The sequence below is a fragment of the Hungatella sp. SB206 genome, from assembly GCF_051132295.1.
Lineage (GTDB): Bacteria > Bacillota > Clostridia > Lachnospirales > Lachnospiraceae > Hungatella > Hungatella effluvii.
On record NZ_CP096603.1, the window covers coordinates 4,714,904 to 4,739,339 of the forward strand.

General features: G+C 50.4%; 20 protein-coding genes. 3 read left to right on the forward strand and 17 right to left on the reverse strand.

What is annotated here, in order from left to right; translation table 11 throughout:
- Nucleotides 1-107: 107 nt before the first annotated feature.
- From M1L66_RS20910 to lgt, 12 genes are all read right to left on the reverse strand, one after another.
- Entirely contained in the window at nt 108-836 is a 729-nt protein-coding gene (locus tag M1L66_RS20910; protein ID WP_434687990.1) for a cell division protein FtsQ/DivIB, read from the reverse strand.
- Complete coding sequence (murA, locus tag M1L66_RS20915; RefSeq protein WP_187019032.1) at nt 833-2,083, reverse strand: UDP-N-acetylglucosamine 1-carboxyvinyltransferase; 1,251 nt, start codon at nt 2,081-2,083, stop codon at nt 833-835. Before murA ends, M1L66_RS20910 begins: the two co-directional genes overlap by 4 nt.
- A 59-nt stretch (nt 2,084-2,142) precedes the next feature.
- Nucleotides 2,143-3,294 (reverse strand): FtsW/RodA/SpoVE family cell cycle protein, encoded by a 1,152-nt coding sequence (locus M1L66_RS20920; RefSeq protein ID WP_002603397.1) that lies wholly within the window; start codon nt 3,292-3,294, stop codon nt 2,143-2,145.
- Nucleotides 3,295-3,340: 46 nt separating this feature from the next.
- Nucleotides 3,341-4,687: a UDP-N-acetylmuramoyl-L-alanine--D-glutamate ligase gene (gene murD / locus M1L66_RS20925; RefSeq protein WP_025531125.1), complete on the reverse strand. Its 1,347-nt coding sequence runs from the start codon at nt 4,685-4,687 to the stop codon at nt 3,341-3,343.
- Nucleotides 4,688-4,703: 16 nt separating this feature from the next.
- Complete coding sequence (mraY, locus tag M1L66_RS20930; protein ID WP_187019030.1) at nt 4,704-5,672, reverse strand: phospho-N-acetylmuramoyl-pentapeptide-transferase; 969 nt, start codon at nt 5,670-5,672, stop codon at nt 4,704-4,706.
- Between the two features lie 110 nt (nt 5,673-5,782).
- A complete protein-coding gene (locus tag M1L66_RS20935) occupies nt 5,783-7,540 on the reverse strand; it encodes a peptidoglycan D,D-transpeptidase FtsI family protein (protein WP_002603394.1) in 1,758 nt (585 codons plus the stop codon).
- 49 nt (nt 7,541-7,589) lie between these two features.
- Nucleotides 7,590-9,848, reverse strand: coding sequence for a peptidoglycan D,D-transpeptidase FtsI family protein (locus M1L66_RS20940; protein ID WP_187019028.1), 2,259 nt, complete (start codon nt 9,846-9,848; stop codon nt 7,590-7,592).
- Complete coding sequence (locus tag M1L66_RS20945; RefSeq protein WP_187019027.1) at nt 9,826-10,311, reverse strand: cell division protein FtsL; 486 nt, start codon at nt 10,309-10,311, stop codon at nt 9,826-9,828. Before M1L66_RS20945 ends, M1L66_RS20940 begins: the two co-directional genes overlap by 23 nt.
- Nucleotides 10,312-10,328: 17 nt before the next feature.
- Nucleotides 10,329-11,267, reverse strand: coding sequence for a 16S rRNA (cytosine(1402)-N(4))-methyltransferase RsmH (rsmH, locus tag M1L66_RS20950; RefSeq protein ID WP_187019025.1), 939 nt, complete (start codon nt 11,265-11,267; stop codon nt 10,329-10,331).
- The gene (gene mraZ / locus M1L66_RS20955) at nt 11,264-11,689 is read right to left on the reverse strand and encodes a division/cell wall cluster transcriptional repressor MraZ (RefSeq protein WP_002603390.1); all 426 of its coding nucleotides are present in this window, start codon (nt 11,687-11,689) and stop codon (nt 11,264-11,266) included. Before mraZ ends, rsmH begins: the two co-directional genes overlap by 4 nt.
- A gap of 199 nt (nt 11,690-11,888) precedes the next feature.
- Nucleotides 11,889-12,041, reverse strand: coding sequence for an aspartyl-phosphate phosphatase Spo0E family protein (locus M1L66_RS20960; protein ID WP_187019023.1), 153 nt, complete (start codon nt 12,039-12,041; stop codon nt 11,889-11,891).
- A gap of 1 nt (nt 12,042) precedes the next feature.
- The gene (lgt, locus tag M1L66_RS20965) at nt 12,043-12,921 is read right to left on the reverse strand and encodes a prolipoprotein diacylglyceryl transferase (protein WP_002603388.1); all 879 of its coding nucleotides are present in this window, start codon (nt 12,919-12,921) and stop codon (nt 12,043-12,045) included.
- Nucleotides 12,922-13,131: 210 nt separating this feature from the next.
- Here lgt and ychF point away from each other — a divergent pair, with 210 nt between their 5' ends.
- From ychF to M1L66_RS20980, 3 genes are all read left to right on the forward strand, one after another.
- The gene (ychF, locus tag M1L66_RS20970; RefSeq protein ID WP_434687996.1) at nt 13,132-14,229 is read left to right on the forward strand and encodes a redox-regulated ATPase YchF; all 1,098 of its coding nucleotides are present in this window, start codon (nt 13,132-13,134) and stop codon (nt 14,227-14,229) included.
- A gap of 279 nt (nt 14,230-14,508) precedes the next feature.
- Complete coding sequence (locus M1L66_RS20975) at nt 14,509-15,162, forward strand: CatB-related O-acetyltransferase (protein WP_434687998.1); 654 nt, start codon at nt 14,509-14,511, stop codon at nt 15,160-15,162.
- 66 nt (nt 15,163-15,228) lie between these two features.
- Entirely contained in the window at nt 15,229-16,068 is an 840-nt protein-coding gene (locus M1L66_RS20980) for a nitroreductase family protein (RefSeq protein ID WP_434688000.1), read from the forward strand.
- 120 nt (nt 16,069-16,188) lie between these two features.
- Here M1L66_RS20980 and M1L66_RS20985 read toward each other — a convergent pair whose 3' ends face one another.
- From M1L66_RS20985 to M1L66_RS21005, 5 genes are all read right to left on the reverse strand, one after another.
- Nucleotides 16,189-17,676, reverse strand: coding sequence for a glutamate synthase subunit beta (locus M1L66_RS20985; protein WP_434688003.1), 1,488 nt, complete (start codon nt 17,674-17,676; stop codon nt 16,189-16,191).
- A gap of 18 nt (nt 17,677-17,694) precedes the next feature.
- On the reverse strand, nt 17,695-22,254 hold the full coding sequence (gene gltB, locus M1L66_RS20990) for a glutamate synthase large subunit (protein ID WP_187019016.1): 4,560 nt from the start codon (nt 22,252-22,254) through the stop codon (nt 17,695-17,697).
- Nucleotides 22,255-22,700: 446 nt separating this feature from the next.
- Complete coding sequence (locus tag M1L66_RS20995) at nt 22,701-23,198, reverse strand: kinase (RefSeq protein WP_434688005.1); 498 nt, start codon at nt 23,196-23,198, stop codon at nt 22,701-22,703.
- Nucleotides 23,199-23,303: 105 nt separating this feature from the next.
- Nucleotides 23,304-23,570 (reverse strand): HPr family phosphocarrier protein, encoded by a 267-nt coding sequence (locus M1L66_RS21000; protein ID WP_002603381.1) that lies wholly within the window; start codon nt 23,568-23,570, stop codon nt 23,304-23,306.
- A 100-nt stretch (nt 23,571-23,670) separates the two neighbouring features.
- The gene (locus M1L66_RS21005; protein ID WP_055656956.1) at nt 23,671-24,294 is read right to left on the reverse strand and encodes an epoxyqueuosine reductase QueH; all 624 of its coding nucleotides are present in this window, start codon (nt 24,292-24,294) and stop codon (nt 23,671-23,673) included.
- Nucleotides 24,295-24,436 lie beyond the last annotated feature (142 nt).

The following is a 24,436-nucleotide window of genomic DNA, read 5'->3' on the forward strand; positions in this document are numbered from 1 at the left end:
CTTTAACCATAAACAGCTTACTCTATAGACCTATCTAATATAATATTTGATTTTACCGAAAATATCAACCACTTTTTCAACAAAATTATAAGTTCTGAATGGAAATTTTATTTATTTTTTACAAACCGGTACGATGTGGCCGTCTCAGCCTCGTCATATGTATCGAGATACAGAGTCCCAGCAAGGCCGGTCAGCACGGGAAGCTGATCCTTCAGCTCGGAAATCTTGCCGTTCATCTGGTCGTTGCTTCCGAGATAAACGGTGATGTCCCCCAGGATTAAACTGGCGTTGCCGTGAGTATCGTACTGGATCCTGTCCACCGTAATCTCATGCGTCGACAATAGCTGCGTCAGATTCAGGATCTCATCGAAGATCCTGGTGTTTTCCACGGGAAGGGGCTGATGCAGGGCGATATGCCCGAACCTCAGTCCTGTTACCCATGGAATTCCCGGGAGCTTATTGCTGGAGCTCTCCACGATGATACCATCCTTGTCGAAATACATATAACTTCCCATATAGGAGACGTATCCGACCACGCTTTTCTCGTAAACGATGATTTCCACCCTCGTCGGACTCTGGAATACGATTTTATAGTCTTCTACAAACGGAATCTGTTCATGTTCCTTAAAATGATCTTTGTAAAAGCAGTAAATCGTATTCCGGTCCCACTTATCCTGAAACAGCAGACCGCGCAGTTCATCGGCGGTATACTGTTTATTCCCCGTTACTGTAATCTCTGTAATCCGGATGGACATTAAGATTACCGCCAGTAAGACGATAACCGCCGCCACAATTCCGATTACGATTCTTCGTTTGCTTTTTTCTGGTCTTATCATTCCATTCCTCTAATCACAGCGCCAAGGCTCTTTAAGTCCCGGCAGATATCTTCATACCCCCGCTCGATGTGGCTGCAGTCTGTAATCTGTGTCACACCACGGGAGGCCAGACCCGCGACCACCAGTGCGGCGCCGCCGCGTAAATCCCTGGCCCTCACGACTGCGCCCGTTAAAGGGTACAGCCCGCGGATCTCTGCCCTGTTATCCTCTATTATAATATCTGCGCCAAGTTTCTGCAATTCTTTTACAGTGCCAAATCTTCCCTCAAATACAGTTTCTTCCATACGGCCGGTTCCCTCAGCGGCGGCCATCACCGCCATCATTGGCGACTGTAAATCCGTCGGAAACTGCGGATAAGGACCCGTCACAACCGAATACTCTGCCGGGCGCCCTGTCATGGTCACGGAAATTCGGTCGTCATACCTCTGTATGGCGGCTCCCATCTCCTCCGCACAGCGCAGCACCGCCTCCATATGGGATGGCCGGATTCCCGTCAGGGTCACACAGCCCTCCGCGGCCATGGCCGCACAAAGATAAGTGCCGGCCACAATCCTGTCGCCGGTTACGGTAAATATGGAATCATGCAGGCTAAGTACCCCTTCAATAACCAGTGTTGAACTTCCCACCCCGTGGATCCTGGCTCCCATGCCGATTAAAAACAGGCACAGTTCTTCGATCTCGGGCTCCCTGGCAGCGCCGTGAATCACTGTCACGCCATCCGCCAGAACGGCGGCCATGAGGGCATTCTCGGTCGCTCCCACGCTGGGAAACGGGAAGTAGATATCGGCTCCCGTCAGTTCATTGGCAGTGACTAAAAGCTCCTCTCCATCCTCTTCTACCCGGGCCCCCAGCGCGTCAAGCGCCGTCAAATGCAGGTCAATGGGTCTTTCCCCGATAGAGCAGCCGCCGGGAAAACTGGTAACGGCTCTCTTCATCCGTCCTAACAGCGGCCCTGAAACAATGATCGAGGAGCGCATACTCTTCACAAACTCTTTCGGTATTTCCGTCTCTGTAACTACGGATGCATCAATCTTCAGCCGGTTTCCTTCCAAACGGCATTTACAGCCGATACTGTCAAGTATCCCCAGCATACAGAACACATCCTGTATCCTGGGGACATTTTCTATCACTGTCGTGCCTTTATGAAGAATTGCCGCCGCCATCATAGGCAGAACGGCATTCTTGGAACCCTGGATCTTTATCTCACCTTCTAAGGGCGTAAGCCCCTGGACTTCTATGACCGACAATCCGATACCTCCCGTGGCTTCTTATATACTATCCTATGTAAAAAGCGGGAAAAAGGTTATCATTTTTCCAGACGTATCTGATTGGAAACGCTCAAAACCATGCCCATTTCCATCATCAGGAACAAAACCGACGTACCTCCATAGCTGATAAAGGGAAGCGTGATTCCGGTGTTGGGAATGGTGTTGGTAACTACGGCGATATTTAAGATAACCTGGATCGCAATGTGCCCCATGACACCTACGACCAGCAGGGCACCGAATAAATCCGGCGCGTTGTCTGCAATCAGCATAAAACGGTAGATCATGAACAAAAAAATCAGGATCACCGACACGGCTCCGAAGAGCCCCAATTCCTCACAGATGATGGAGAAAATCATATCATTCTGCGCCTCGGGTACGAATCCCATCTTCTGGATACTCTCCCCTAAGCCTCTTCCCACCAGTCCGCCGGAACCGATGGCGTATAACCCCTGAAGCACCTGATAGCCGCCGGTGGACGGGTATTTCTCCGGCTCCAGCCAGACGAAGATACGGCTTAACTGATACTCCTTTAAAAGACCGATCTTCTCCAGGGCGGTTGCAATGGGACCGGCAAACGCCAGCACCCCCACGCCCGCGAATCCGCAGGCAAAAAACGGCCATTTTTTCTTACATGCCACAAACAGCATGACAAACGCGATTCCTGCAATGATAATACCGGAACTTAAGTTGTTGGCTGCTACAATTCCGGCGATAGGCAGCGTGGTGACAATCACCAGCAGCACGCCTCTCTTTTCGTTGATATTTTTGCCCATCTGTACGATCATGGATGCCAGCATGACGATCAGGGCGATCTTTACAAACTCTGTTGGCTGAATGGAGGCACCGCCCACTCCGAGCCAGCGCTTCTTACCGTTTCTCTCGATACCGAACAGTGCAGTGGCAATCATCAGCACATAGGAAAGGACGTAGGCCAGAACGGCAAATCTTGCGTACCAGTGGTAATCCATCTTAGAGATAATCAGCATAATGACAAAGCCGGCCAGTGCAATCTTCGCCTGTCTCATCATAAAATAGGCCGCATCATCATACTTTATCTGGGCAGCGTAGGAGCTGGAACTGTATATCATAACCAGACCGAACACGGTCAAAAATATCACCGTAAACAGCAGGCTGTAATCATAAAAACGGCGCGGTTTGTTTTTCTTTTTGTTAGGCCTGTTTTCCGCCATCTCATTCCTCCTCGCCAAAACTTTAGTGAGCGATAGCCGCATCCTGTTACAGACTGCGCACGCACTCCTTGAAAACATCACCCCGTTCCTCGTAATTGTTAAACATCCCCCAGCTGGCGCAGGCGGGTGACAACAACACGTATTCTCCGGCATTCGCATAGGATGCGCAAACTCTGACCGCCTCCTGCATGTCTTCCGCATACATGACATTGGTGAAGCCGTGTCTTGCGGCACATTCGGCGATTTTCTCTCTCGTCTGGCCTAAAAGGACCATGTATCTCACCTTTTTGCCGAAGGATCTGATCCATTCGTCATACTCGGAATTCTTATCGTAGCCTCCCGCGATTAAGATCGTGGGGCCAGGCATGGCATTAACCGCCTGGATCGCCGCGTCGGGATTCGTTCCCTTGGAATCGTTATAGTACTTCACCCCCGCCTTCTCTGCCACGAACTCGATCCGGTGTTCCACCGCCTTAAAGTCCCTGATCACGCTCTGTATCGTCTCAAGCGGCACTCCCAGTTCCATGGTTATGGCAGCTGCCGCCATGACGTTTTCGTGGTTGTGGCGGCCCAGCAGATTCATGTCATGGATATTTATGATCTCCATGCGCACGCCGTCGTGGTTCCTTACAATCATATCGCCATCCAGGCAGATGCCCTCAGAGAGAAGCTCCCTGCTGCTGAAATAGATGACGCGCGGGGTCACAGTCTCTCCGAATCGCCGCAGAACCGGATCGTCGTAATTGAGGATGCAGGCATCCTCCTTCGTCTGATTCTTTGCAATCCCTTTCTTTACATCTATGTAGCAGTCCATCGTCTTATGGCGGTTTAAATGGTCCGGCGTAATATTCAGGATCGCGCTCACGTCGGGTTTAAAATCTGTGATGGTCTCCAGCTGAAAGCTGCTGATCTCCGCGACCGTATAAGACTGGTCTGTCGTGCGGAGCGCGGTGGACGTATACGGTGTTCCGATATTTCCTACTACAAACACCTCTTTATAGTACGCGCTCATGATCTCCCCGACCAGAGAGGTCGTCGTCGTCTTTCCGTTTGTCCCCGTTATGGCTGCCAGCTTTCCCCTGGCATAATGGTACGCAAGCTGGATCTCACTCCAGATCGGGACCTCGCAGGCCTTCAGCACCTCGACAAACGGGGCATCAAGCGGGATACCAGGACTGATAACGCAGAGCTCCACGTCCTTTAACGCCTCCTTCGTCAGCTCTCCAAGGAGCACTTCAATTGTCTCGTCCTCTTTAAACTGTCCCCGGACCGCCTCCGCGTCAAGCGCCTCATTGCTGTCGTAGAGAATCACTTCGTGTTCTGTATCGAGTGCCATTCTGGAAGCGGCAATTCCACTCTTTCCGCTCCCTGCAACTAATATTTTCTGACTCATAGGTTACTCTCCTTCTTTACAGTCCAAGGTATGCCAGCAGGCAGAGAATCGCCGTCACAATAGAGAAAACGGCAACAACCCTGGTCTCGGACCAGCCGCACATCTCAAAATGGTGATGGATCGGCGCCATCTTAAAGAATCTCTTTCCGCCTGTTTTTCTAAAATACGTAATTTGTATAATATCTGACAGAACTTCCACCAGATAAATAAATCCAATGATCGCGATAAAGATCGGCATCTGCATCATATAGGCGCTGGACGCCACGAAACCGCCAAGCGCCAGGGAACCGGTGTCTCCCATAAACACTCTGGCCGGGTAGACGTTAAACAGCAGGAAGCCCAGCAGGCTGCCTACGACCGCGCCTGTGATCGGGCTGATCCCCATCTTCTCTCCCAGGGCCACCACGGTTAAGAAGGTGGCCACCAGGATAGTCACGCTGGTGCAGAGTCCATCGAGTCCATCGGTGAAGTTCACACCGTTGTCGGTTCCCAGCACAACAAAGAACAGAAACGGCACGAAGAATATACCAAGATCGATATAGAGGCCATTTTCGAAGCCTCCGGTAAATGGAATCAGCATGCTCGTTCCCACTGCCCTGGAATTGAGAAGGTAGTATGCAAAGACGCCCGTAATGATAAACTGTCCGATTATCTTCTGTAAAGGCTTAAGCCCTTCGGAGCGTTTCATGACGATCTTAATATAATCATCCAAAAAACCTACGATACCAAAACCAACGGTCATGAACAGAATCGGTATGATCTTCGGATAATCCTTCACGTAGAACAGAGAAGTAATGATAATGCTGGTCAATATGATCAGACCGCCCATAGTGGGAGTGCCCTGCTTTTTCAAATGGCTTTCCGGTCCCTCTTCCCGGACCTGCTGACCAAATTTTAATCTGTGGAGAAATGGTATTACTATAGGGCACAGTATCGCGCTTATGGCAAACGCTATGATAATCGCCAGTATCGTCTCGTTAATCATGTCACACCTCAATATTTTATGTATTCGTACTTTCGACAGCGGTTAATCCCCCTCGCTTTGCTCGGCGGAATGTAGCACAGTTAGTAGTATACGTCTTTTTTCCTGAATAATCAACTATAGAATCGAAACGAGGAAACAGTTTTTTCCTCTGTTGCTTCAATTCCCAGATAAGGCAGAATATTCTTAAAAATATCAGCAATGACAGGCGCCGCGATGGTTCCGCCGTAGTAGATTCCCTGCGGTTCATCGATGGTAATCAGGGCAATTACGGACGGATTATCCGCCGGTGCAAAGCCGATAAAAGACGAAATGTACTTCTTTAAGCTCCTCGGAAGTTTTTCCGAAGTGGCCGTTTTTCCGCCGATGCGGTATCCCTCCAGATACGCCTTTTTTCCGCTGCCCTCGGAGACGACCTTTTCCAGAATATAGCGCATGGTTTCGCTCGTTTCCGCAGAGACGATCCCTTCCTTCACCGGATAGGTAAAGTTGTGAATCACCTCGCCGTCGGCGCTGACGGCACCCACACCAAAGTGGGGCGTCACCCGATTGCCGCCGTTTACAATGGCCGAAGCCGTGGTAATCAGCTGCATGGGAGTAATCTGGAAGGACTGGCCGAAGGAGACTGTGGCCAGCTCCACCAGCCCCATATTCTCTTTCTTATGCATAATGGTGGCGGCCTCGCCGGGCAGATCGATCCCCGTCTTTCCCTTCAGTCCAAACTGTTCAAAATACTTGTAGTAATTATCCACTCCCAGGCGCTGGCCTACATCAATCAGAACCGGGTTGCAGGAGTTCATCATTCCCTGCAGAAATGTCTCGGAACCATGCCCCCCCACCTTGTGACACCGGATCTTCCTGTCCTCCACGATCCGGAATCCGGGACAGGAGAAATGGTCTTCCAGATTCACCACTCCCGCTTCCAGCCCCGCGGCGGCCGTCACGATCTTAAACGTGGAGCCGGGCTCGTAAGTATCGTTGATGCAGGGATTACGCCACATCTGGTTCAACAGCTCCTGCTTCTCCTTGGCACTCACATCTCCCGGGTCCTCCGGAAGCGTGAACGGGTCGTTTAGGTTGAATTCCGGAGCGCTTACCATAGCCATGATCTCTCCGTTCTGCGGGTTCATGACAATGATGGAGACCCGCTTCGCGCCCTTCTTCTCCATCACCTGGTACGCCGCCTGCTCGCAGTACTTCTGGATATTTACGTCCAGACTCACATGCAGATCCTGCCCGGCGATGGGCTCGATCCGGTCCTCAGCCGCATTTTCAATCTCAATACCCGCCGCGTCAGACATGGTCAGAATCTTCCCGTTCATCCCCTTTAAGTAATCCTCGTACTTGACCTCCAGACCTATGATTCCCTGGTTATCCCCTCCTGTAAATCCCAGCACCTTGGATGCCAGGCTGTCGTAGGGATAGTACCGTTTGTAGTCCTCATCCACCTTCACCCCGGCCAGATGGTACGTCCTGATCTGGTCCCCCAGGGCTTTGTCCACATTGGTCTTAATAATCTCCCTGGAACTGTATTTTTCTACCTTTTTTCTGACAGAATCTTCCTCGATTCCCAATTCTTTGCTTAAAACTGCCACCACCTGATCCGGTTCCTCTATCTGATTATGGATGACCGAAATGGTACAGACGGTCCTGTTGGTGGCGATGACGGTTCCATTAGCATCAACGATATTGCCTCTGGCCGCTTTGATCGTTCTCTCTCTTTCATGCAAGTCCTCCGCCATGGCACTGTAATGGGCGGATCTGAAAATCATAAGAAAAAACAGCCGCCCCATTAGTCCTGTCATGGCAAGAAATAACAGGAAAAACAGGATGGCTATCTTCTCTCTGTGATGTGTTTTATTAGAATTCATACGCTGCTCCACCGTCATCATTGTTACAGTATATGAAATTCCTGCGCTTTTATTCTTCCTTTGTCTCCGTTTCGGAAGCTTCTGTGGACGAGGAGGCGGTCGTCGGGATCCGTGCCGGATTCGTCTGTCCAGGCAGCGCGCCCGGCAGACCGTAGCCTTCCTCCTCGCTCGGACCGATTACCGCTTCTTCCGAAGGATCGAGAGCCTCCGGCGGAATTGTCTCTCCATTTTCCAGTGTACCCACTGCCGTGCTTTCTTCTGTTCCTTCTTCCGTGGAACCCTCTGTGGAACTGCTGATCCCCTCCTCTGAAGGCAGTTCTGCCTGTCCGCCTTCCGGAAGTGACGGCGTGATATCTGTATCCGGGAATATATTTAAATAAGGAAGAATCTCAGTCATAATTTTCTGAAAGATTCCGCTGGCATACGTGCTGTGAGCCTGTTCCTCTACGTGCGGCTCGTCCACTACCACATATACGAGAACCTGTGGATTATCGGCGGGCGCATAGCCACAGAAGGATACGACGTAGTTTTTCTTGTCACGTCCGACCTTCTCGGCCGTTCCTGTTTTACCCGCGATTTTATAACCCTCTACCTTAGCGGCAGATCCGGTACCGCCCTGGGCGTTTACCGTCTTATAGAGCGCTTCGTTGATAAACTTCGTGGTAGATTCCGAAACAGTCTCGCGGACCAGAACCGGATCCATCTTCTTCACAATAGATCCCTGCTCGTTTAATATCTGTTTCACCACATGGGGCTCGTAGTAGGAGCCGCCGTTTATGACGGAACAGTACGCCGCCGCCATCTGGATCATGGAACAGTTAAAGTTCTGGCCGAAGGCATTGGTTGCGAGGGAAGCCGGATCGGCTGTCTCCGCGTTGTACATAAGCGTCTTGTTGTCCGCCTCGCCAGGAAGATCGATTCCGGTTTTGGAACCGAAGCCAAACTGCTGCTGGTATTTATAGAATTTCTGTTTTCCTACTTTCTGGGCAATGTGCATCATAACGACGTTACACGATTTCATAAGGCCCTGCTCCACCGTCAGATCGCCGTGACCGTACCGGTTTACACAGCTGATCGGCCATCCGCCGATCTCCAGCTTTCCGTTACACGTATACGTCTCATTACCTGTGATGGAGCCTTCCTCCAGGCCCGCCGCCACGGTGAATATCTTGGCGGTAGAACCAGGTTCGAAGCCGTCGCTGATGCAGAAATTACGCCATGTCTGATTCCACGCCACCTGTTTTCCGAAGGACATGATCTCATCATTGGAATAGTGGGCATAAACGTTGGCCTCCGTCAGAGGCTCCGCGTCCTTATTCTTTCTGTGGTAATCGTCTATGGCTTCCTGAATGCCAAGCTGCTTCACCACATCATCGGTGTACTCCGGGCGGAGCTGCCTCGGATTGTTTAAATCAAAGGTCTTATCATTGGCCATGGCCAGGACCTCGCCATTATTGGGATCCATGACGATGACGCCCACCCGCTTGCTTCCGACCTCCTGCTCCCACTCCGTGATATATTTCTCAACGATCTTCTGAACGTTTGTATCGATGGTGGATACGACCGTATTGCCGTTGGATGCCGGCTTGATCACACGCTCCAGGTTGGAGTCGTCATTTAAATAGCCGTACTCCCTGCCGTTGGTTCCCATCAGCGTGGAATTATAGTACTGCTCAATGCCGCCGCTTCCATCCATGCCGTCGTCTCTGGCAAAGCCGATCACATTGCAGCCCACGGAGTTATACGGGTAAATTCTCTTATACTCATCCTCAAACCAGATGCCGCGGATGCCCTTTCCCTCTCCAGCCTTCTTAAACTCTTCCCGTTTTTCTTCCTTATATTTCTCGAAGTTTTCTTTCTGGTCGTAAGTCAGCTGCTTGGCGTAACGGATATAGTACTTGTCCTTTTTCTCGTTGATCAGATTCATCATCTCCGTCCGGTCATAACCGAAGCAGTCTACCAGAGCGTTCACTGATGCCTCTAAGTAGGCGTTGGAATCCGACATAATCTGCTTGGGATCCAGGATCAAATTATACACTTTTTCACTCGTCGCCAGATACGTTCCGTTGCGGTCCAGAATATCGCCCCGCCGGAATGGTATGGTACGGCTGTCGTACTCCTGCTGCGACAGCACAATCTGATTAAAATCGTCCTTTTTATTGGTCATTAAATCGTACAGGACCATAACCAATGCAAACAAAGCCAGCGTAACTACCAGGACGGTAATCGCCAGCTTTTCCTGCATATATCTTGGAAATATCTTGGTTTTTCTATTTTTCTGCCTGTTAGTGTTTCGGGATGTCTTCATTCTGCCTTACATACTCACTTTCCGTCTTATCATACTGAAGAATCTGATTCTTATTAGCGTAGACCATGCCAAGTTCCTCTGTAGCAACCTTGTACACATGATCCAAATCAACGGAAGTATTAATATTCGTCTGCAGGGCATCGTTTTCAGTCTTTAACATCTCCAGCTCCGACTCCAGGCTCTCGATCGTATGAATTCTCGTCGTGATGGAAGACTGAAGATGGAGATAATTTACACATAAACAGAGCGTACAGACTGCTGCGATGGTCAGCATAATAACATAAGGCAAATCCATCTGTAAGGCTTTTTCACGATTCCGTCTGACTCTGTGGTTCACTGCCGGACGGCGTACTTCATCTGGTGAACGTCTTACCGGTACGCGTGCAGGTTCCAGCTTACGGACAGTATTCCCCTGTACGTAGGCAGCACTACGGTAAGAATGCACATTCTTTCTAGCAGCCATGCTCTTTTCCTCCCTTTTTAATTCCGCTCAAATACTCGAAGTTTCGAACTCTTCGATCTCTTGTTCCCGCAGGTCTCTTCTTCTGACGGTACAACCGGTTTTCTGGTGATTACCCGGCCTTTGCTGACTTTGCCGCAGACACAGACTGGAAAATCCGGCGGACACGTACAGGGATTCTCATTATTGCGGAAGCGAATCTTTACGATCCGGTCTTCCAGCGAATGAAAGGTGATAACAGCCAGCCTTCCACCCGGTTTCAATAAGTCGATCATCGTATCAATAGAATTATTTAAGACCTCCAGCTCCTGATTCAGTTCAATCCGAATTGCCTGGAATGTCTTCTTCGAAGGATGGCCGCCCACTGCGCGAACTTTCGCAGGAACCGCTTCCTTAATAATCTCTGTCAATTCTCCTGTTGTCTCAATCCGTTTTGTCTCTCTGGCCCTCACGATATGCTTTGCGATATTCTTTGCGAACTTATCCTCTCCGTAATCACGGATAATTCTGTATAAATCAAACTCGCTGTACGTATTCACAATATCGGCGGCCGTCTGTGTGTTTCTCTGATCCATCCTCATATCCAGCGGAGCGTCGTCCTCCCGGTAGGTGAATCCCCGTTCCGGTGTGTCCAGCTGATAAGAGGATACTCCAAGGTCCAGATAAATGCCGTCTGCCTTTTCGATTCCTAAATCCTTTAGTACCGATTGTATCTCTTCGTAATTGCTTCTCACGATCGTAACTCTGTCTTCATAGTCACGAAGCCGTTCCGATGCCGCCGCGATGGCGTCTGCATCCTGGTCAATTCCGATTAATCTTCCGTATTCCCCGAGGCGTCTGCATACTTCCAAAGCATGTCCGCCGCCCCCAAGCGTTCCATCCACATAAATTCCATCTGGTTTTACATTCAGGCTGTCAATGGTTTCGTAAAGCAGCACTGACTTGTGTTCAAACATCATATTCCAAGTCCTTCCATATTCTCAGCGATTTCTTCCATATCATCGTATGTATTGGCTGCTGTCCACGCATCCTTGCTCCAGATTTCAATGCGGCTTCCTACACCCACAAGCACTGCATCTTTTTCGATGCCTGCGAATTCACGGAGCACAGCCGGAAGAAGAATTCTTCCCTGTTTGTCCACTTCACAGGAAGATGCACCTGCCAGAAAGAATCTGTTAAACTTTCTGGCGTTTGTGTTGGTCAGCGGCAGGCTTTTCAATTTTTCTTCGAGGGCTTTCCATTCTTCGTTATCATACACAAATAAACAGCCATCCAAGCCCTTCGTCACGACGAACTCTTCACCAAGCTGTTCTCTGAACTTCGATGGGACGATCAAACGCCCTTTTGCATCGACTGTATGATTGTATTCGCCCATGAACATACTAATCACCTGCTTGTACGTCAGAGAGAGAGTTTACACCACTCTTCCTCCATTCTCTACCACTTTGTACCACTTTCCACCACTTGTAGATTAATTTTAGTACATTTGTAAGGAAATAGCAAGGATATTTTCTAAAAAAGAATAAAAAAATAAGGCGGCAACGAATGGTTTCGTTACCGCCTCTAAATATGCCGTGTCTCTAATACCCGGCTACTATATATTGTTCTATCAGTTGATCCAGCTCTACACTTCTCTTATAAACAGTGCTGCTGTCCTGCTCGGTGTCTATACTTCTGTTTAATTTATCTCTTGCCTCTTCAATCTTACAGATCAACTCTTCTTTTGAAATCATATCAGTCTTCTCCTTTGCTCTTTAATCGTATCTGTCTGTGTTTCCAGATGAGCACCAGAGCTGATATCACTACTAATACCAATGACAATGCCTGAGATACTGCAATTCCTGTGTTAAAGAATATAAGCTGGTCCGTCCTGAGCCCTTCGATCCAGACTCTCCCCAGACCATATCCCAGCAGGTAAATAAGAAGCATTTCCCCATTAAACTTCTTACGTTTGCGATACCATAGCATGAATACTAACACGCCTAAATTCCAGACTGATTCATAGAGGAAGGTCGGATGCACCTGTATATACTCGACACCGTCCTTCACAATCAGGTGGTTTAATAGGTCCTGAGATATCATGCTCTCGTTGACCAGCGCTCTTCTGATTCTCATGGCAAAAAGGCTGTCCGTGTATCCGCCAAACGCCTCACAGTTAAAGAAGTTTCCCCATCTTCCTATAATCTGTCCGGTTATCAGTCCAAGGCAGCCGCTGTCAGCCATTGAAAAGAAAGAAAGCTTTTTCTTCCTTGTATAAACAGTCAGCGTTATGACCGCGGCAATCACGCCGCCGTATATGGCCAGTCCGCCTGCCCTTAAGTTTAAAATTGAAATCAGGTTGTCCCTGTAATTCTCCCAGTCAAAAATGACATAATAGATACGAGCTCCTATAATAGAAAAGATAATTCCATACAGAGCAAAATCCAGATAAATATCCGGGTCCTGTCCCCTCCTTTTCGCGTCGCTCGTCGCAACCCAGAGACCAGCCAGTATTCCAATTCCTATGATAATCCCGTAAAACGCTATGCGGAATCCAAATATCGAGATACTGTTCTGCAAATGGTCAATCGTAATACCCAAATGCACAAAACTAATATCTGCCGTATTTGCCATTGTTTTCTCCTTTCATGTTTTCTTTATTTTACCCCGTGATATGCCAAAAATCAAACATATTCGCCCGACATATTCGACCATAATTCGACAAAAACTGGCGTGAGTTCAGTTTGACTCTTTTATTTTTATGGATAATATGCTATTCTATATTAGTTGCAGGAAAAAATCAACCTTAAAAATGTTTAATAAAATAGAGGAAGGTAATGAATTATGAAATTAGGTATTGTCGGACTGCCGAATGTGGGTAAAAGCACATTATTCAACTCTCTTACAAAGGCCGGCGCAGAATCGGCCAACTATCCGTTCTGTACGATTGATCCAAACGTAGGCGTGGTTCCCGTGCCGGATGTACGTCTCGGAAAGCTGGCTGCGCTCTATGACTCAGCAAAGATCACGCCCGCAGTCATCGAATTCGTGGACATCGCAGGGCTCGTGAAAGGCGCTTCCAAGGGTGAAGGCCTTGGTAACCAGTTCCTTTCCAACATCAGAGAAGTGGACGCCATCGTTCACGTTGTCCGCTGCTTCGAGGACGGCAATGTCATCCATGTGGATGGCAGCGTGAATCCTTTAAGAGATATTGAAACCATCGATTTAGAGCTTATCTTCTCCGATTTAGAGATTCTGGAGAGACGAATCTCCAAGACGGCAAAGAGTGCCTTTAACGACAAATCTCTCGCAAAAGAGCTGGATATCTTAAAGGCAGTGAAGGCTCACTTAGAGGATGGCAAGCTGGCCCGCAGCATGGAGTTTGAAGATGACGATGCTCAGGAATTCGTTTCCACCTTAAATCTTCTCACCTACAAGCCGGTTATCTTCGCCGCCAACGTAAGCGAAGACGACCTGGCTGACGACGGCGCTTCCAATGAATATGTAAAAGAAGTCCGCAGCTTCGCCGCAGAAAACGGCAGCGAAGTCTTCGTCATCTGTGCCCAGATCGAGCAGGAGATCGCCGAACTGGAGGAAGACGAGCGCAAGATGTTCTTAGAGGACTTAGGCCTCACAGAGTCCGGTCTCGAAAAACTGATCGCCGCCAGTTACCACCTCCTGGGCCTCATCAGCTATTTAACAGCAGGCCCCACAGAGACGAGAGCCTGGACCATTAAAGTAGGAACCAAGGCGCCTCAGGCTGCCGGCAAGATCCACTCCGACTTCGAGCGCGGCTTCATCAAGGCCGAGGTTGTAAACTACCAGGATCTTCTCGACTGCGGCACCTATACGGCCGCCAAAGAAAAAGGCCTTGTCAGAATGGAAGGAAAAGAATACGTCGTAAAAGACGGGGACGTTGTCCTATTCCGTTTCAACGTATAAGCTCCACTCGTTTCATACCACAGACCGCGGTTCCCGGCATAAAGGCCGGAAAATAATAGCGGGAAATCTTTAGAAAAATAAAGATTTCCCGCTATTATTTTCCCCCAACATGGATTTGACAGTTCCCCCCTCATCGCTTAAAATAAAGGAAAGCATTGCCTGACACCAGAGCAGGCTCTAAAAGAAAAGGAGGCTGTCCACACAGATGAAACGATGCATTGCAGCGGCCGGAATAGCAGAGGGACACCAAAACACCAGATCCATAAAGGAGGAATCACAATGTCTATTCCGGCACAAACCATATATCCAAGAACAGGAGACCGGCAGACCGTTTATTTAAACGCGGTCATCAAAGATCCCAATATTTCCGTCGGTGCCTATACGATGTACAACGATTTCGTAAACGATCCGGTCGATTTCGAAAAGAACAACGTACTCTACCACTACCCGATCAACAGAGACCGCCTGGTCATCGGAAGCTTCTGTTCCATTGCCTGTGGAGCCAGATTTATATTTACAAGTGCAAATCACACGATGACGTCCCTGTCCACGTATCCGTTCCCCTTATTCTTTGAAGAATGGGGCACTCCCATCTCGGAAGTCACAGAATCATGGGACAACAAGGGCGATATCATCATTGGAAATGATGTCTGGATCGGTTACGAGGCTGTCATTATGTCCGGCGTCAAAATCGGCGACGGAGCAATCATCGGAGCGAGAGCTGTCGTAACCAAAGACGTGGAACCCTATACCATCGCAGGCGGGATCCCGGCAAAGCCAATCAGGAAGCGTTACAGCCAGGACATCATCACCCAGCTGGAGGCTGTCCGCTGGTGGGATTTACCTCACGACCAGCTTAAGCAGATCATCCCGGCTATCCGCGGCGGCAGTCCTGAAGCCCTGCTCCGCGCCTGCCATGCCCTGAACCAATAAAATAACCATTTCACCTATCCGGTTTTTGCCAGGCAAAAGCCGGATACTTTTAATAAGGAGAACATTATGCAAACCTTCCATGCAGAAATCCTCAAAGACACCGCCGGCAGACTCACTTATCTGCCCCTGCCGTTCTCTGCCAGAGAGATTTTCCAGCAGCCCAAAGGCACCATTTACGTCCAGGGAACCATAAACGGAATCCCTTACCGGAGCAGGCTCCTCTCCCGCGGCAGCGGCTGTTACATTATGCTTATCGACAAAGCTCTGCAAAAATCCCTCGGTTTTTGCGGCCTTCCCCTGCCCGTCTCTGTCACAATGTCCCTCGACGCCCCGGCCCAGCCATCAGGCAGCCCGGCCGCTCCCAGCCCTTCCCTTTCCTCATGCGCCATGGACACCATCACCGCAGTTAAAACCCGTACAAGCGTACGCCATTACACGGATGCTCCCATAACCCCTGATGCTCTAAACACACTCCTGTACGCCGGAATGTGCGCGCCCAGTGCAAAAAACAAAAGGCCCTGGCACTTCCTTCTCCTGGAAGACCGGAACCTCCTCGCCGAACTCTCCGACGCCAATCCACACGCCCGTATGCTGGCCGGAGCCGCCTGTGGAATCGTCGTCTGCGGCGACCATAATATAGAAGGAACTAACGATTTCCTCTGCGAAGCCTGTGCCGCCGCCACCCAGAACATTCTTCTCTGCGCCCACAGCCTGGCCCTTGGCGCAGTCTGGTGCGGAGTTCTCCCCCACTCCCCATGGCAAAAGCTGCTGACACAGACCCTAAACCTCCCACCCAAGGTATCCCCCATCACCGTCATAGCCCTTGGTCACCCTGCGCCCTCAACCACCTCACCCGAAAAAGCCGCCCCCTGGGATCCCGCCAAACTCCACCGCGCCACCTGGTAATCCCACCTTCCCCCACCGCCCCTATTTCGGTACTCTCTCCCTCCCGGCCACCAGTACACAGCCGCCGCCCCGCCGGGAAGCTGTGGGTGGGAAGGGGAAGGTGGCGTACCCCCTCGCCATTTACTCCAGCAGCGTATACCCCATCAAGCTCTCATCAACCTCCTTCGCCGCTTCTCTCCCTTCCCGGATGGCCCAGACCACCAGCGACTGGCCTCTCCGCATATCTCCCGCGGTAAACACGTGCCGGGCGTTCGTCTTATACTTTCCAGCCTCAGTCTCCACATTGGTCCTTGCGTTCAGCTTCACGCCGAAGGCATCCGCCACATAGCTCTGACTCCCTAAAAATCCGGCGGCAATCAGTACCAGCTCGGCAGCTACCTCCTTCTCGCTTCCGGCTACCGGTTCCATTATGATCCGGCCCGACTTTTCATCCTTTTTCGGCTCCAGTGACAGGAGCACGGCTTTCGCCACTCTGCCATTCTTATCCTTAACAAACTCCTTCACTGTCGCCTGGTACATTCTCGGATCGGTGCCAAACACGGCGATGGCCTCCTCCTGGCCGTAATCCGTCTTCGCAACACGGGGCCATTCCGGCCAGCTGTTGTCGGGCGTCCTCTTTTCCGGAAGCTTCGGCATCATTTCCAGCTGAAGAACCGATGCGCAGCCATGGCGGATGGCGGTTCCCACACAGTCATTTCCCGTATCGCCGCCTCCGATGACAAGCACGTGCTTTCCTTTGGCCGACAGGTACGACTGATCCTTTAAGTTGGAATTCAGCAGGCTCTTCGTGGTGGATTTAAGGAAATCCACTGCAAAATAAATTCCCTCCGAATCTCTTCCCGGCACTTTAATGTCGCGGGGATTGGACGCGCCGCAGGCCAGTATCACGCGGTCAAAATCCTTTAGGATATCCTTTGCCTTGTGGTTCCTCCCCACATCGGCTCCCGTGACAAAAGAGATTCCTTCCTCTTTCATCACATCCACCTTGCGGTCGATCACCCATTTTTCCAGCTTCATATTGGGGATACCGTACATCAGCAGGCCCCCGACGCGGTCTTCCCGCTCGAATACCGTTACGCTGTGGCCCCGCTTATTTAACTGGTCCGCGGCCGCTAAACCGGCCGGGCCGGAGCCGATGACTGCCACCCGTTTCCCGGTTCTGATCTTCGGCGGGTTAGGGCCGGCAATCCCCGTTTCATACGCCCGCCGTATTATGGCTCCCTCATTTTCCTTGATAGCGACCGGAGTTCCGTTTAATCCGCAGGTACAGGCCGCCTCACATGGCGCGGGGCATACCCGGGAGGTGAACTCCGGAAAACTGTTGGTCTTTTTTAAGCGGTTATAGGCCTGATCCCATGTTCCCGTATAGACCAGATCGTTCCACTCCGGAATCAGATTGTTTAAGGGGCAGCCAGAAACCATTCCCCCCATCATCATTCCCGACTGGCAGAACGGCACGCCGCAGTCCATACAGCGGGCCCCCTGGCATTTCTGTTCCTTTTCCGAGAGCGGAAAGTGGAATTCGTCATAATGCTTAATCCGGTTCTTGGGATCTGCCGCCCTTCCTGTCTCTCTGTCATATTCTAAAAATCCTGTTGGCTTTCCCATGCTTTTCCTCCTTTCGGCTCACTTCTTCGTATTCGCATAAAATGCTTCAATCTGTGCCTGTTCGCTGCTTAAGCCTTTCTCCTCCATCTGGACAATGGTATTCATCATACGGCGGTAATCGTGAGGCATGATCTTCTTGAATTTCGGCAGATACTCACCAAAGTTGTCGAGAATCTCTTTTCCTCTTTCCGAATTGGTGTAAGCCACATGTTCCTTTATCATTTCCTTCAGCTCCAGAACATCGTATTTATTCGTCACTTCCTCAAAAGAAACCATTTCTTTATTCAGTCTCTTATACAAATCCCGTTTCTCATCCAGAACATAGGCGATTCCGCCGCTCATGCCCGCCGCAAAATTCTTTCCAGTCGGTCCCAGCAGGACGACACGGCCTCCGGTCATATACTCGCATCCGTGGTCTCCCACGCCTTCCACCACTGCGGTAGCGCCGGAATTTCTCACACAGAACCGTTCACCGGCCACGCCGCAGATAAACGCCTTCCCACCGGTCGCCCCATAAAGGGCCACATTGCCGATAATGATGTTTTCTTCGGCTTTAAAGGTCACGCCCTTCGGCGGATAGACCACCAGCTTTCCTCCGGACAAGCCCTTGCCGAAGTAATCGTTGCTGTCTCCAACCAGCTCCAGCGTAAGCCCTTTCGGGATAAATGCGCCAAAGCTCTGGCCGCCGCTTCCCGTACAGTTTACGGTATACGTATCCTCCGGAAGTCCCTCCGGGTACAGCCTGGTGATCTCGGATCCGAATATGGTTCCCAGCGCACGGTCCGTGTTGGAAACATCGATCTGAATGCTCTTTTTCTGCCCATTCACCAGTGCCGGTTTCAATTTCTTCAGCAGGATCTTTTCATCGATGGTCTTTCCCAGTTCGAAGTCGTAGACCGATTTGTGGTTATAGCCGGCCAGCTTTTTATCGGTATATGGATTGCCAAGAATGGCCGAGAGATCCACCTTATCCGCCCTTTTCGAAGAAATATGCTCCTTCTTTTTCAGCAGATCGGTACGTCCCACCAGTTCATCCACCGTGCGGACTCCAAGCTTCGCCATATACTCCCGCAGCTCCTGCGCAATGAAATACATGAAATTGACCACGTATTCCGGTTTCCCCTTAAAACGCTTCCGAAGCTCCGGATTCTGCGTCGCAATCCCCACCGGGCACGTATCCAGATTGCAGACCCGCATCATCACGCATCCCATGGTTACAAGGGGAGCCGTCGCAAATCCGAACTCCTCCGCCCCCAGCATACAGGCAATCGCCACATCACGGCCTGTCATCAGCTTGCCGTCAGTCTCCAGGATCACCTTGTCGCGGAGGCCGTTCATAATCAGGGTCTGGTGTGCTTCCGCCACTCCCAGCTCCCATGGAAGCCCTGCATTGTAAATGGAATTTCTCGGCGCCGCCCCCGTTCCGCCGTCAAAGGAGGAGATCAGGATCACCTGTGCTCCCGCCTTGGCGACGCCTGCCGCGACGGTGCCGACTCCAGCCTCAGATACCAGCTTCACCGAGATTCTGGCCTCCGTGTTGGAATTTTTCAAGTCGTAGATCAGCTGCGCCAGGTCCTCAATGGAGTAGATATCGTGGTGAGGCGGCGGTGATATAAGGCCAACACCCGTTGTGGAATGCCGAGTCTTTGCCACCCACGGATATACCTTGCCTCCGGGAAGCTGGCCGCCCTCTCCGGGCTTCGCTCCCTGGGCCATCTTGATCTGTATCTCTTTGGCGCTCACCAGATAGCGCGAGGTAACGCCGAACCGCCCGGAGGCCACCTGCTTGATTGCGGAGCACCGGTTCACCCCGTCGGCTCCGGGAGTCAGACGCTCCAGACTCTCTCCGCCCTCACCGCTGTTGGATTTGCCGTGGATCCGGTTCATGGCGACAGCCAGCGTCTCATGAGCTTCCCCGGAGATGGAGCCGTAGGACATGGCCCCGGTCTTAAACCGTTTCACAATAGATTCCACGCTTTCCACCTCGTCGATGGAAACCGCTTTCTGCTTCGTATAATCGAAGTCAATCAAGCTCCTTAAATTCACCATCTGGCCTTCTTCATTCAGCGCATGTGTATACTGTTTAAACGTCTCATAGCTTCCCGTTCTGGCCGCCTCCTGGAGCAGGTGGATGGTCAGCGGATTATAGAGATGTTCTTCCTGTCCAGCCCTGGCCTTGTGGCTTCCGACGCTCTCCAGAGTTAAATCCACATCGAGACCGAGGGGATCGAAGGCCATGGAGTGAAGCGTATCCACATCATTTGCGATATCGTCCAGCGTAATGCCTCCGATCCGGCTCACCGTATCGGTAAAATACTTTTCCACCACGCTCTTTGAAATGCCGATGGCCTCGAAGATCTGTGCTCCCTGGTACGACTGGATCGTGGAAATGCCCATCTTGGAGGCAATCTTAACGATTCCATGGAGCACCGCGCTGTTATAGTCTTCCACCGCTGCGTAATAGTCCTTATAAAGCATCCCGCTTTCGATCAGCGCCCGAATGGATTCCTGCGCCAGATATGGATTGACCGCGCAGGCTCCATATCCCAGCAGCGCAGCGAAATGGTGTACCTCTCTGGGTTCTCCGCTCTCCAGGATCAGAGCCACTGAGGTGCGCTTCTTCGTCTTCACCAGATGCTGCTGCAGGGCGGATACCGCCAGAAGCGAAGGAATCGGCACATGGTTCTCGTCGATGTCACGGTCGGAAAGGATGATGATATTCGCCCCGTCCCGGTGCGCCCGGTCCACCTCCAGAAACAGCCTGTCGATTGCCTTTTCCAGAGAAGTATTCTTATAATATGTGATCGGAATGACCTCCACCTGGAACCCGGGCCTCTTCATGTATTTGATCTTCATCAAGTCCGTACACGTTAAAATCGGATTGTTGACCTTTAAAATCTTGCAGTTCTCCGCTGTTTCCTCCAGAATATTTCCCTCTTCACCGACATACACGGCAGTGGAAGTCACAATCTCCTCTCTAATGGCGTCGATCGGCGGGTTTGTCACCTGTGCAAACATCTGCTTAAAGTAATTAAACAATGGCTGATGCTTTCTGCTTAAGACCGCCAGCGGACTGTCGGCTCCCATAGCGGATACCGCCTCAGCCCCGTTTAAGGCCATGGGAAGAATCATCGTCTTGTATTCCTCGTAGGTGTAGCCGTAGGCTTTCTGGAGTCTGGAACGCTGCTCTGCGCTCATGTCCGCGACTCCCTTGTTGGGAATCGGTAAATCTTTCAGCTCGATTAAGTTGGAATCCAGCCACTCGCCGTAGGGCTGTCTCGACGCATACATTTCCTTTAGCTCGCTGTCTGACACAAGGCAGCCCTTTACCGTGTCGATCAGGAGCATTTTCCCGGGACGGAGGCGGTCCTTTCTCACCACGTGATCCTGCTCTGTGTCGATCGCTCCCACCTCGGAAGCAAGGATCATCTGATCGTCATCCGTGATGTAGTATCTGGAAGGCCGCAGCCCATTTCTGTCTAAAACCGCGCCGACGAGATCACCGTCGGAAAATACGATGGAGGCCGGACCGTCCCACGGTTCCATCATAGTCGCGTAGTAGCTGTAAAAATCCTTGATCTCCTGAGGCATGGATTTATCATGGGCCCATGGAGCCGGGATCGTCACCATGACGGCCAGAGGGAGTTCCATACCGCTCATCACCATAAATTCCAGGGCATTGTCCAGCATGGCCGAATCGGAGCCTTCCTGATTGATGATCGGGAGCACCTTGTGCATATCGTACTTAAAATACTTCGATTCCATGGTTTCTTCCCGTGCCATCATCTTATCCACATTACCGCGGATGGTGTTGATCTCTCCGTTGTGGACGATGAGACGGTTGGGATGCGCCCTCATCCAGCTTGGATTCGTGTTGGTGCTGAACCGGGAGTGTACCACGGCGATGGCCGACTCGTAGTCCTTATCCTGTAAGTCAGGGAAAAATCTGCGCAGCTCCTTCACCAGGAACATTCCCTTGTATACAATCGTACGGCTGCTCAGCGATACCACGTATGTATTGTCGTTGCTCTGCTCAAATACGCGGCGTGACACGTAAAGCTTCCGGTCAAAATCCAGTCCCTTTTCCGTGTCGGCCGGCTTCTTCACAAAGCCCTGGGCGATACAGGGCATACAGTCCACCGCCCTCTCGCCGATCAGCTCCGGGTGCGTCTCCACATCTCTCCAGCCTAAAAATTCCAGGCCCTCCTTCTTTACGATGATTTCAAACATCTTCTTTGCCTGGTTTCTGGCAAGCTCATCCTGGGGAAAGAAGAACATGCCGACTCCATATTCTCTCTCGCCTCCAATCTCGATACCGAGAGATTTTGTCACCTTCTTAAAGAATTTATGTGATATCTGGAGCATGATGCCGACTCCGTCGCCCGTCTTTCCCTCCGCGTCCTTACCGGCGCGGTGCTCCAGATTCTCGACGATATGAAGGGCCTGCTCCACCGTCTTATGGCTCTTTACGCCTTTCATGTTGGCAACTGCTCCGATTCCGCAGTTGTCATGCTCAAACCTGGAATCATATAATTCCGGCGTTTTTCCTGGTGTGGGGGATTTTGAATTTTTAACCATAATTTCATTCCTTTCTGGCTGTACTCTTTTATCAGGGGTGCAAAGCGACAGCAGGTTTTTCGTCGAAGCACAGAGCAGCGGAAGCGGTAAAAGACCAGGACTCCTTCCTTTTCCTATAAAATAAAAAAACACAGACCCGCGGCTTTCTATGCTCGTCGTCGGGCCTGTGTTCCATATTTTACGATACTGTTTTATTACCATGGCATCTCCGGCTTCTGCCAGCCTCTGCCTGTGCTTCAACTTTTTTTAGATAATACTACATCTGTTTCCATTTGTAAACCCCTTTTTTCACAGCAGTTGTCAGTTTATTTGACAATTTATGTGTATGAGCCTTTTATTTTTCTAATTTTTGTTCTTAATCTTGTATTCACCTAACAATTCAGCGGTATTTTTGCATAAAAATGATCTTCATCCAGTATTTCTCAATTTTCTGAAATTACGTCGCCTCAAGCCAGCGTCACATCGCGATAAATCCGCTCGATCGTTTCCTCCATGCTCATTTCCGCCGTCAATGCGTTTTCAGAAATATTTTTCAGGTAATCTTTCTCTCTCCACCAGTCACGCATGTCGCTTTCCCCAAATTCTTCCCTGTTACTCTTCGTCTGATGGCGTAACAGAGTAACCTCAAAAGGCAGGTCATAGTAGTAGGCAAAAACCGCGTCTCCAAACAGCGTCTTTGCAGAATCGAACAACGGCTCATACCGCTGGGAATTTAAGATTCCCTCCAGAATCGTCATCTCACAGTGGTCCCGGCCATATGCCAGGAGCTCCTGCATAAGCGGCAAAGCCAGCGTATTCTTTTCGCCCTTTACATGAAGAATTTCCCGGCGGACCATATCCTGGGAAATAAGCATGCTGTGATCTCCAAATCTGCGCTGCAGCGCTCTGGCCACAGTCGTTTTTCCGCTTCCCGAATTGCCTCTGATTATGATTAATTTTGCCATGTATCTTCCCCTATCCCTCGTCAGAACTATAACATAAATTGGCGGAAAAGAATCGCTTCCTTTCCGCCAGTTTCTGCATATCATTCACTTATCGAAACTTGTCCATTACATCTCGCCGAGTCCGCTTTCGATCGCCTCGCTCATGCTCTTCATAGCCTCTTCTTCATCTTCACCGTCACAGATTAAGTTGATCTCTGTACCGCACTTGATGCCTGCTGCCATAACATTTAATACGCTCTTTGCAACAATTCTCTTCTCACCGCACTCGATGATGATGTCGCATTTAAACTTCATGGCTGTCTGGGAAAGAACTCCCGCTGGTCTTAAATGAAGTCCGGATGGGTTTACAACAGTAAGTGTTTTTGTTAACATAATATTTTCTCCTTTATCCTCTAATCTATATACTCCTTATCGTTAATTTTATTACAATTCCCATTGGGTGTCAAGTTGTTTCAGTCCACGTTTGCCATCTTTACTGAGCCTGGCCTGCCTCCTTAGAATAGACGCATCCGCAGTAATCCTGCCGGTATAGACCGTACTCCTCCGACAGCTGCACAGACCGCTTATAGCCGTCTTTTTTCTTAAAATCGGATGGAAGATACGCCACGCGGTACTCCTTCGCCAGCTTCTCTCCGATCTCATTCAGTTTCTCTGCATTTTTTAAGGGGCTGATGGTAAGCGTCGTCGTGAAATAATCATAACGGCCGGCAGATGCGACCTTGGCGGCTTCCCGGAGCCGTAAATCGAAACATTTAAAGCAGCGTTCTCCGCCCTCGGGAACCTTCTCGAGTCCTTTGGCAATGCGGAAGAATTCGTCCGGTTCGTAGGGGCCGGTACGAAAGAGCACGGGATGCGCAAGCTTCATCTCAGAGATCAGCTTCTCCTGTTCCTTCACCCGCTTCATATACTCCTGTAGCGGATAGATATTCGGGTTATAATAGTACAGCGTAATCTCAAAGTATTTTGATAAGTATTCCAGAACGTAGCTGCTGCAGGGAGCACAGCAGCTGTGAAGCAGCAGTCTCGGCACCTTCCCCTGTTTCTCAAAGTCTTCCAGTATGGTGTCCAGCTCTTTCTGATAATTTCTGTGGTTCATCCTTTTATTCTCCTTCTCTGATTCACAGGCAAAGACCGATGCTCCGCTGAAGCGGAACCCGCCGCCGTCTAAAATCTCCGTATGTATTGCCGTCCTGCATCTACATTTGCAAAGCACAAAAAGGCGTGAGCACTCTCATGCC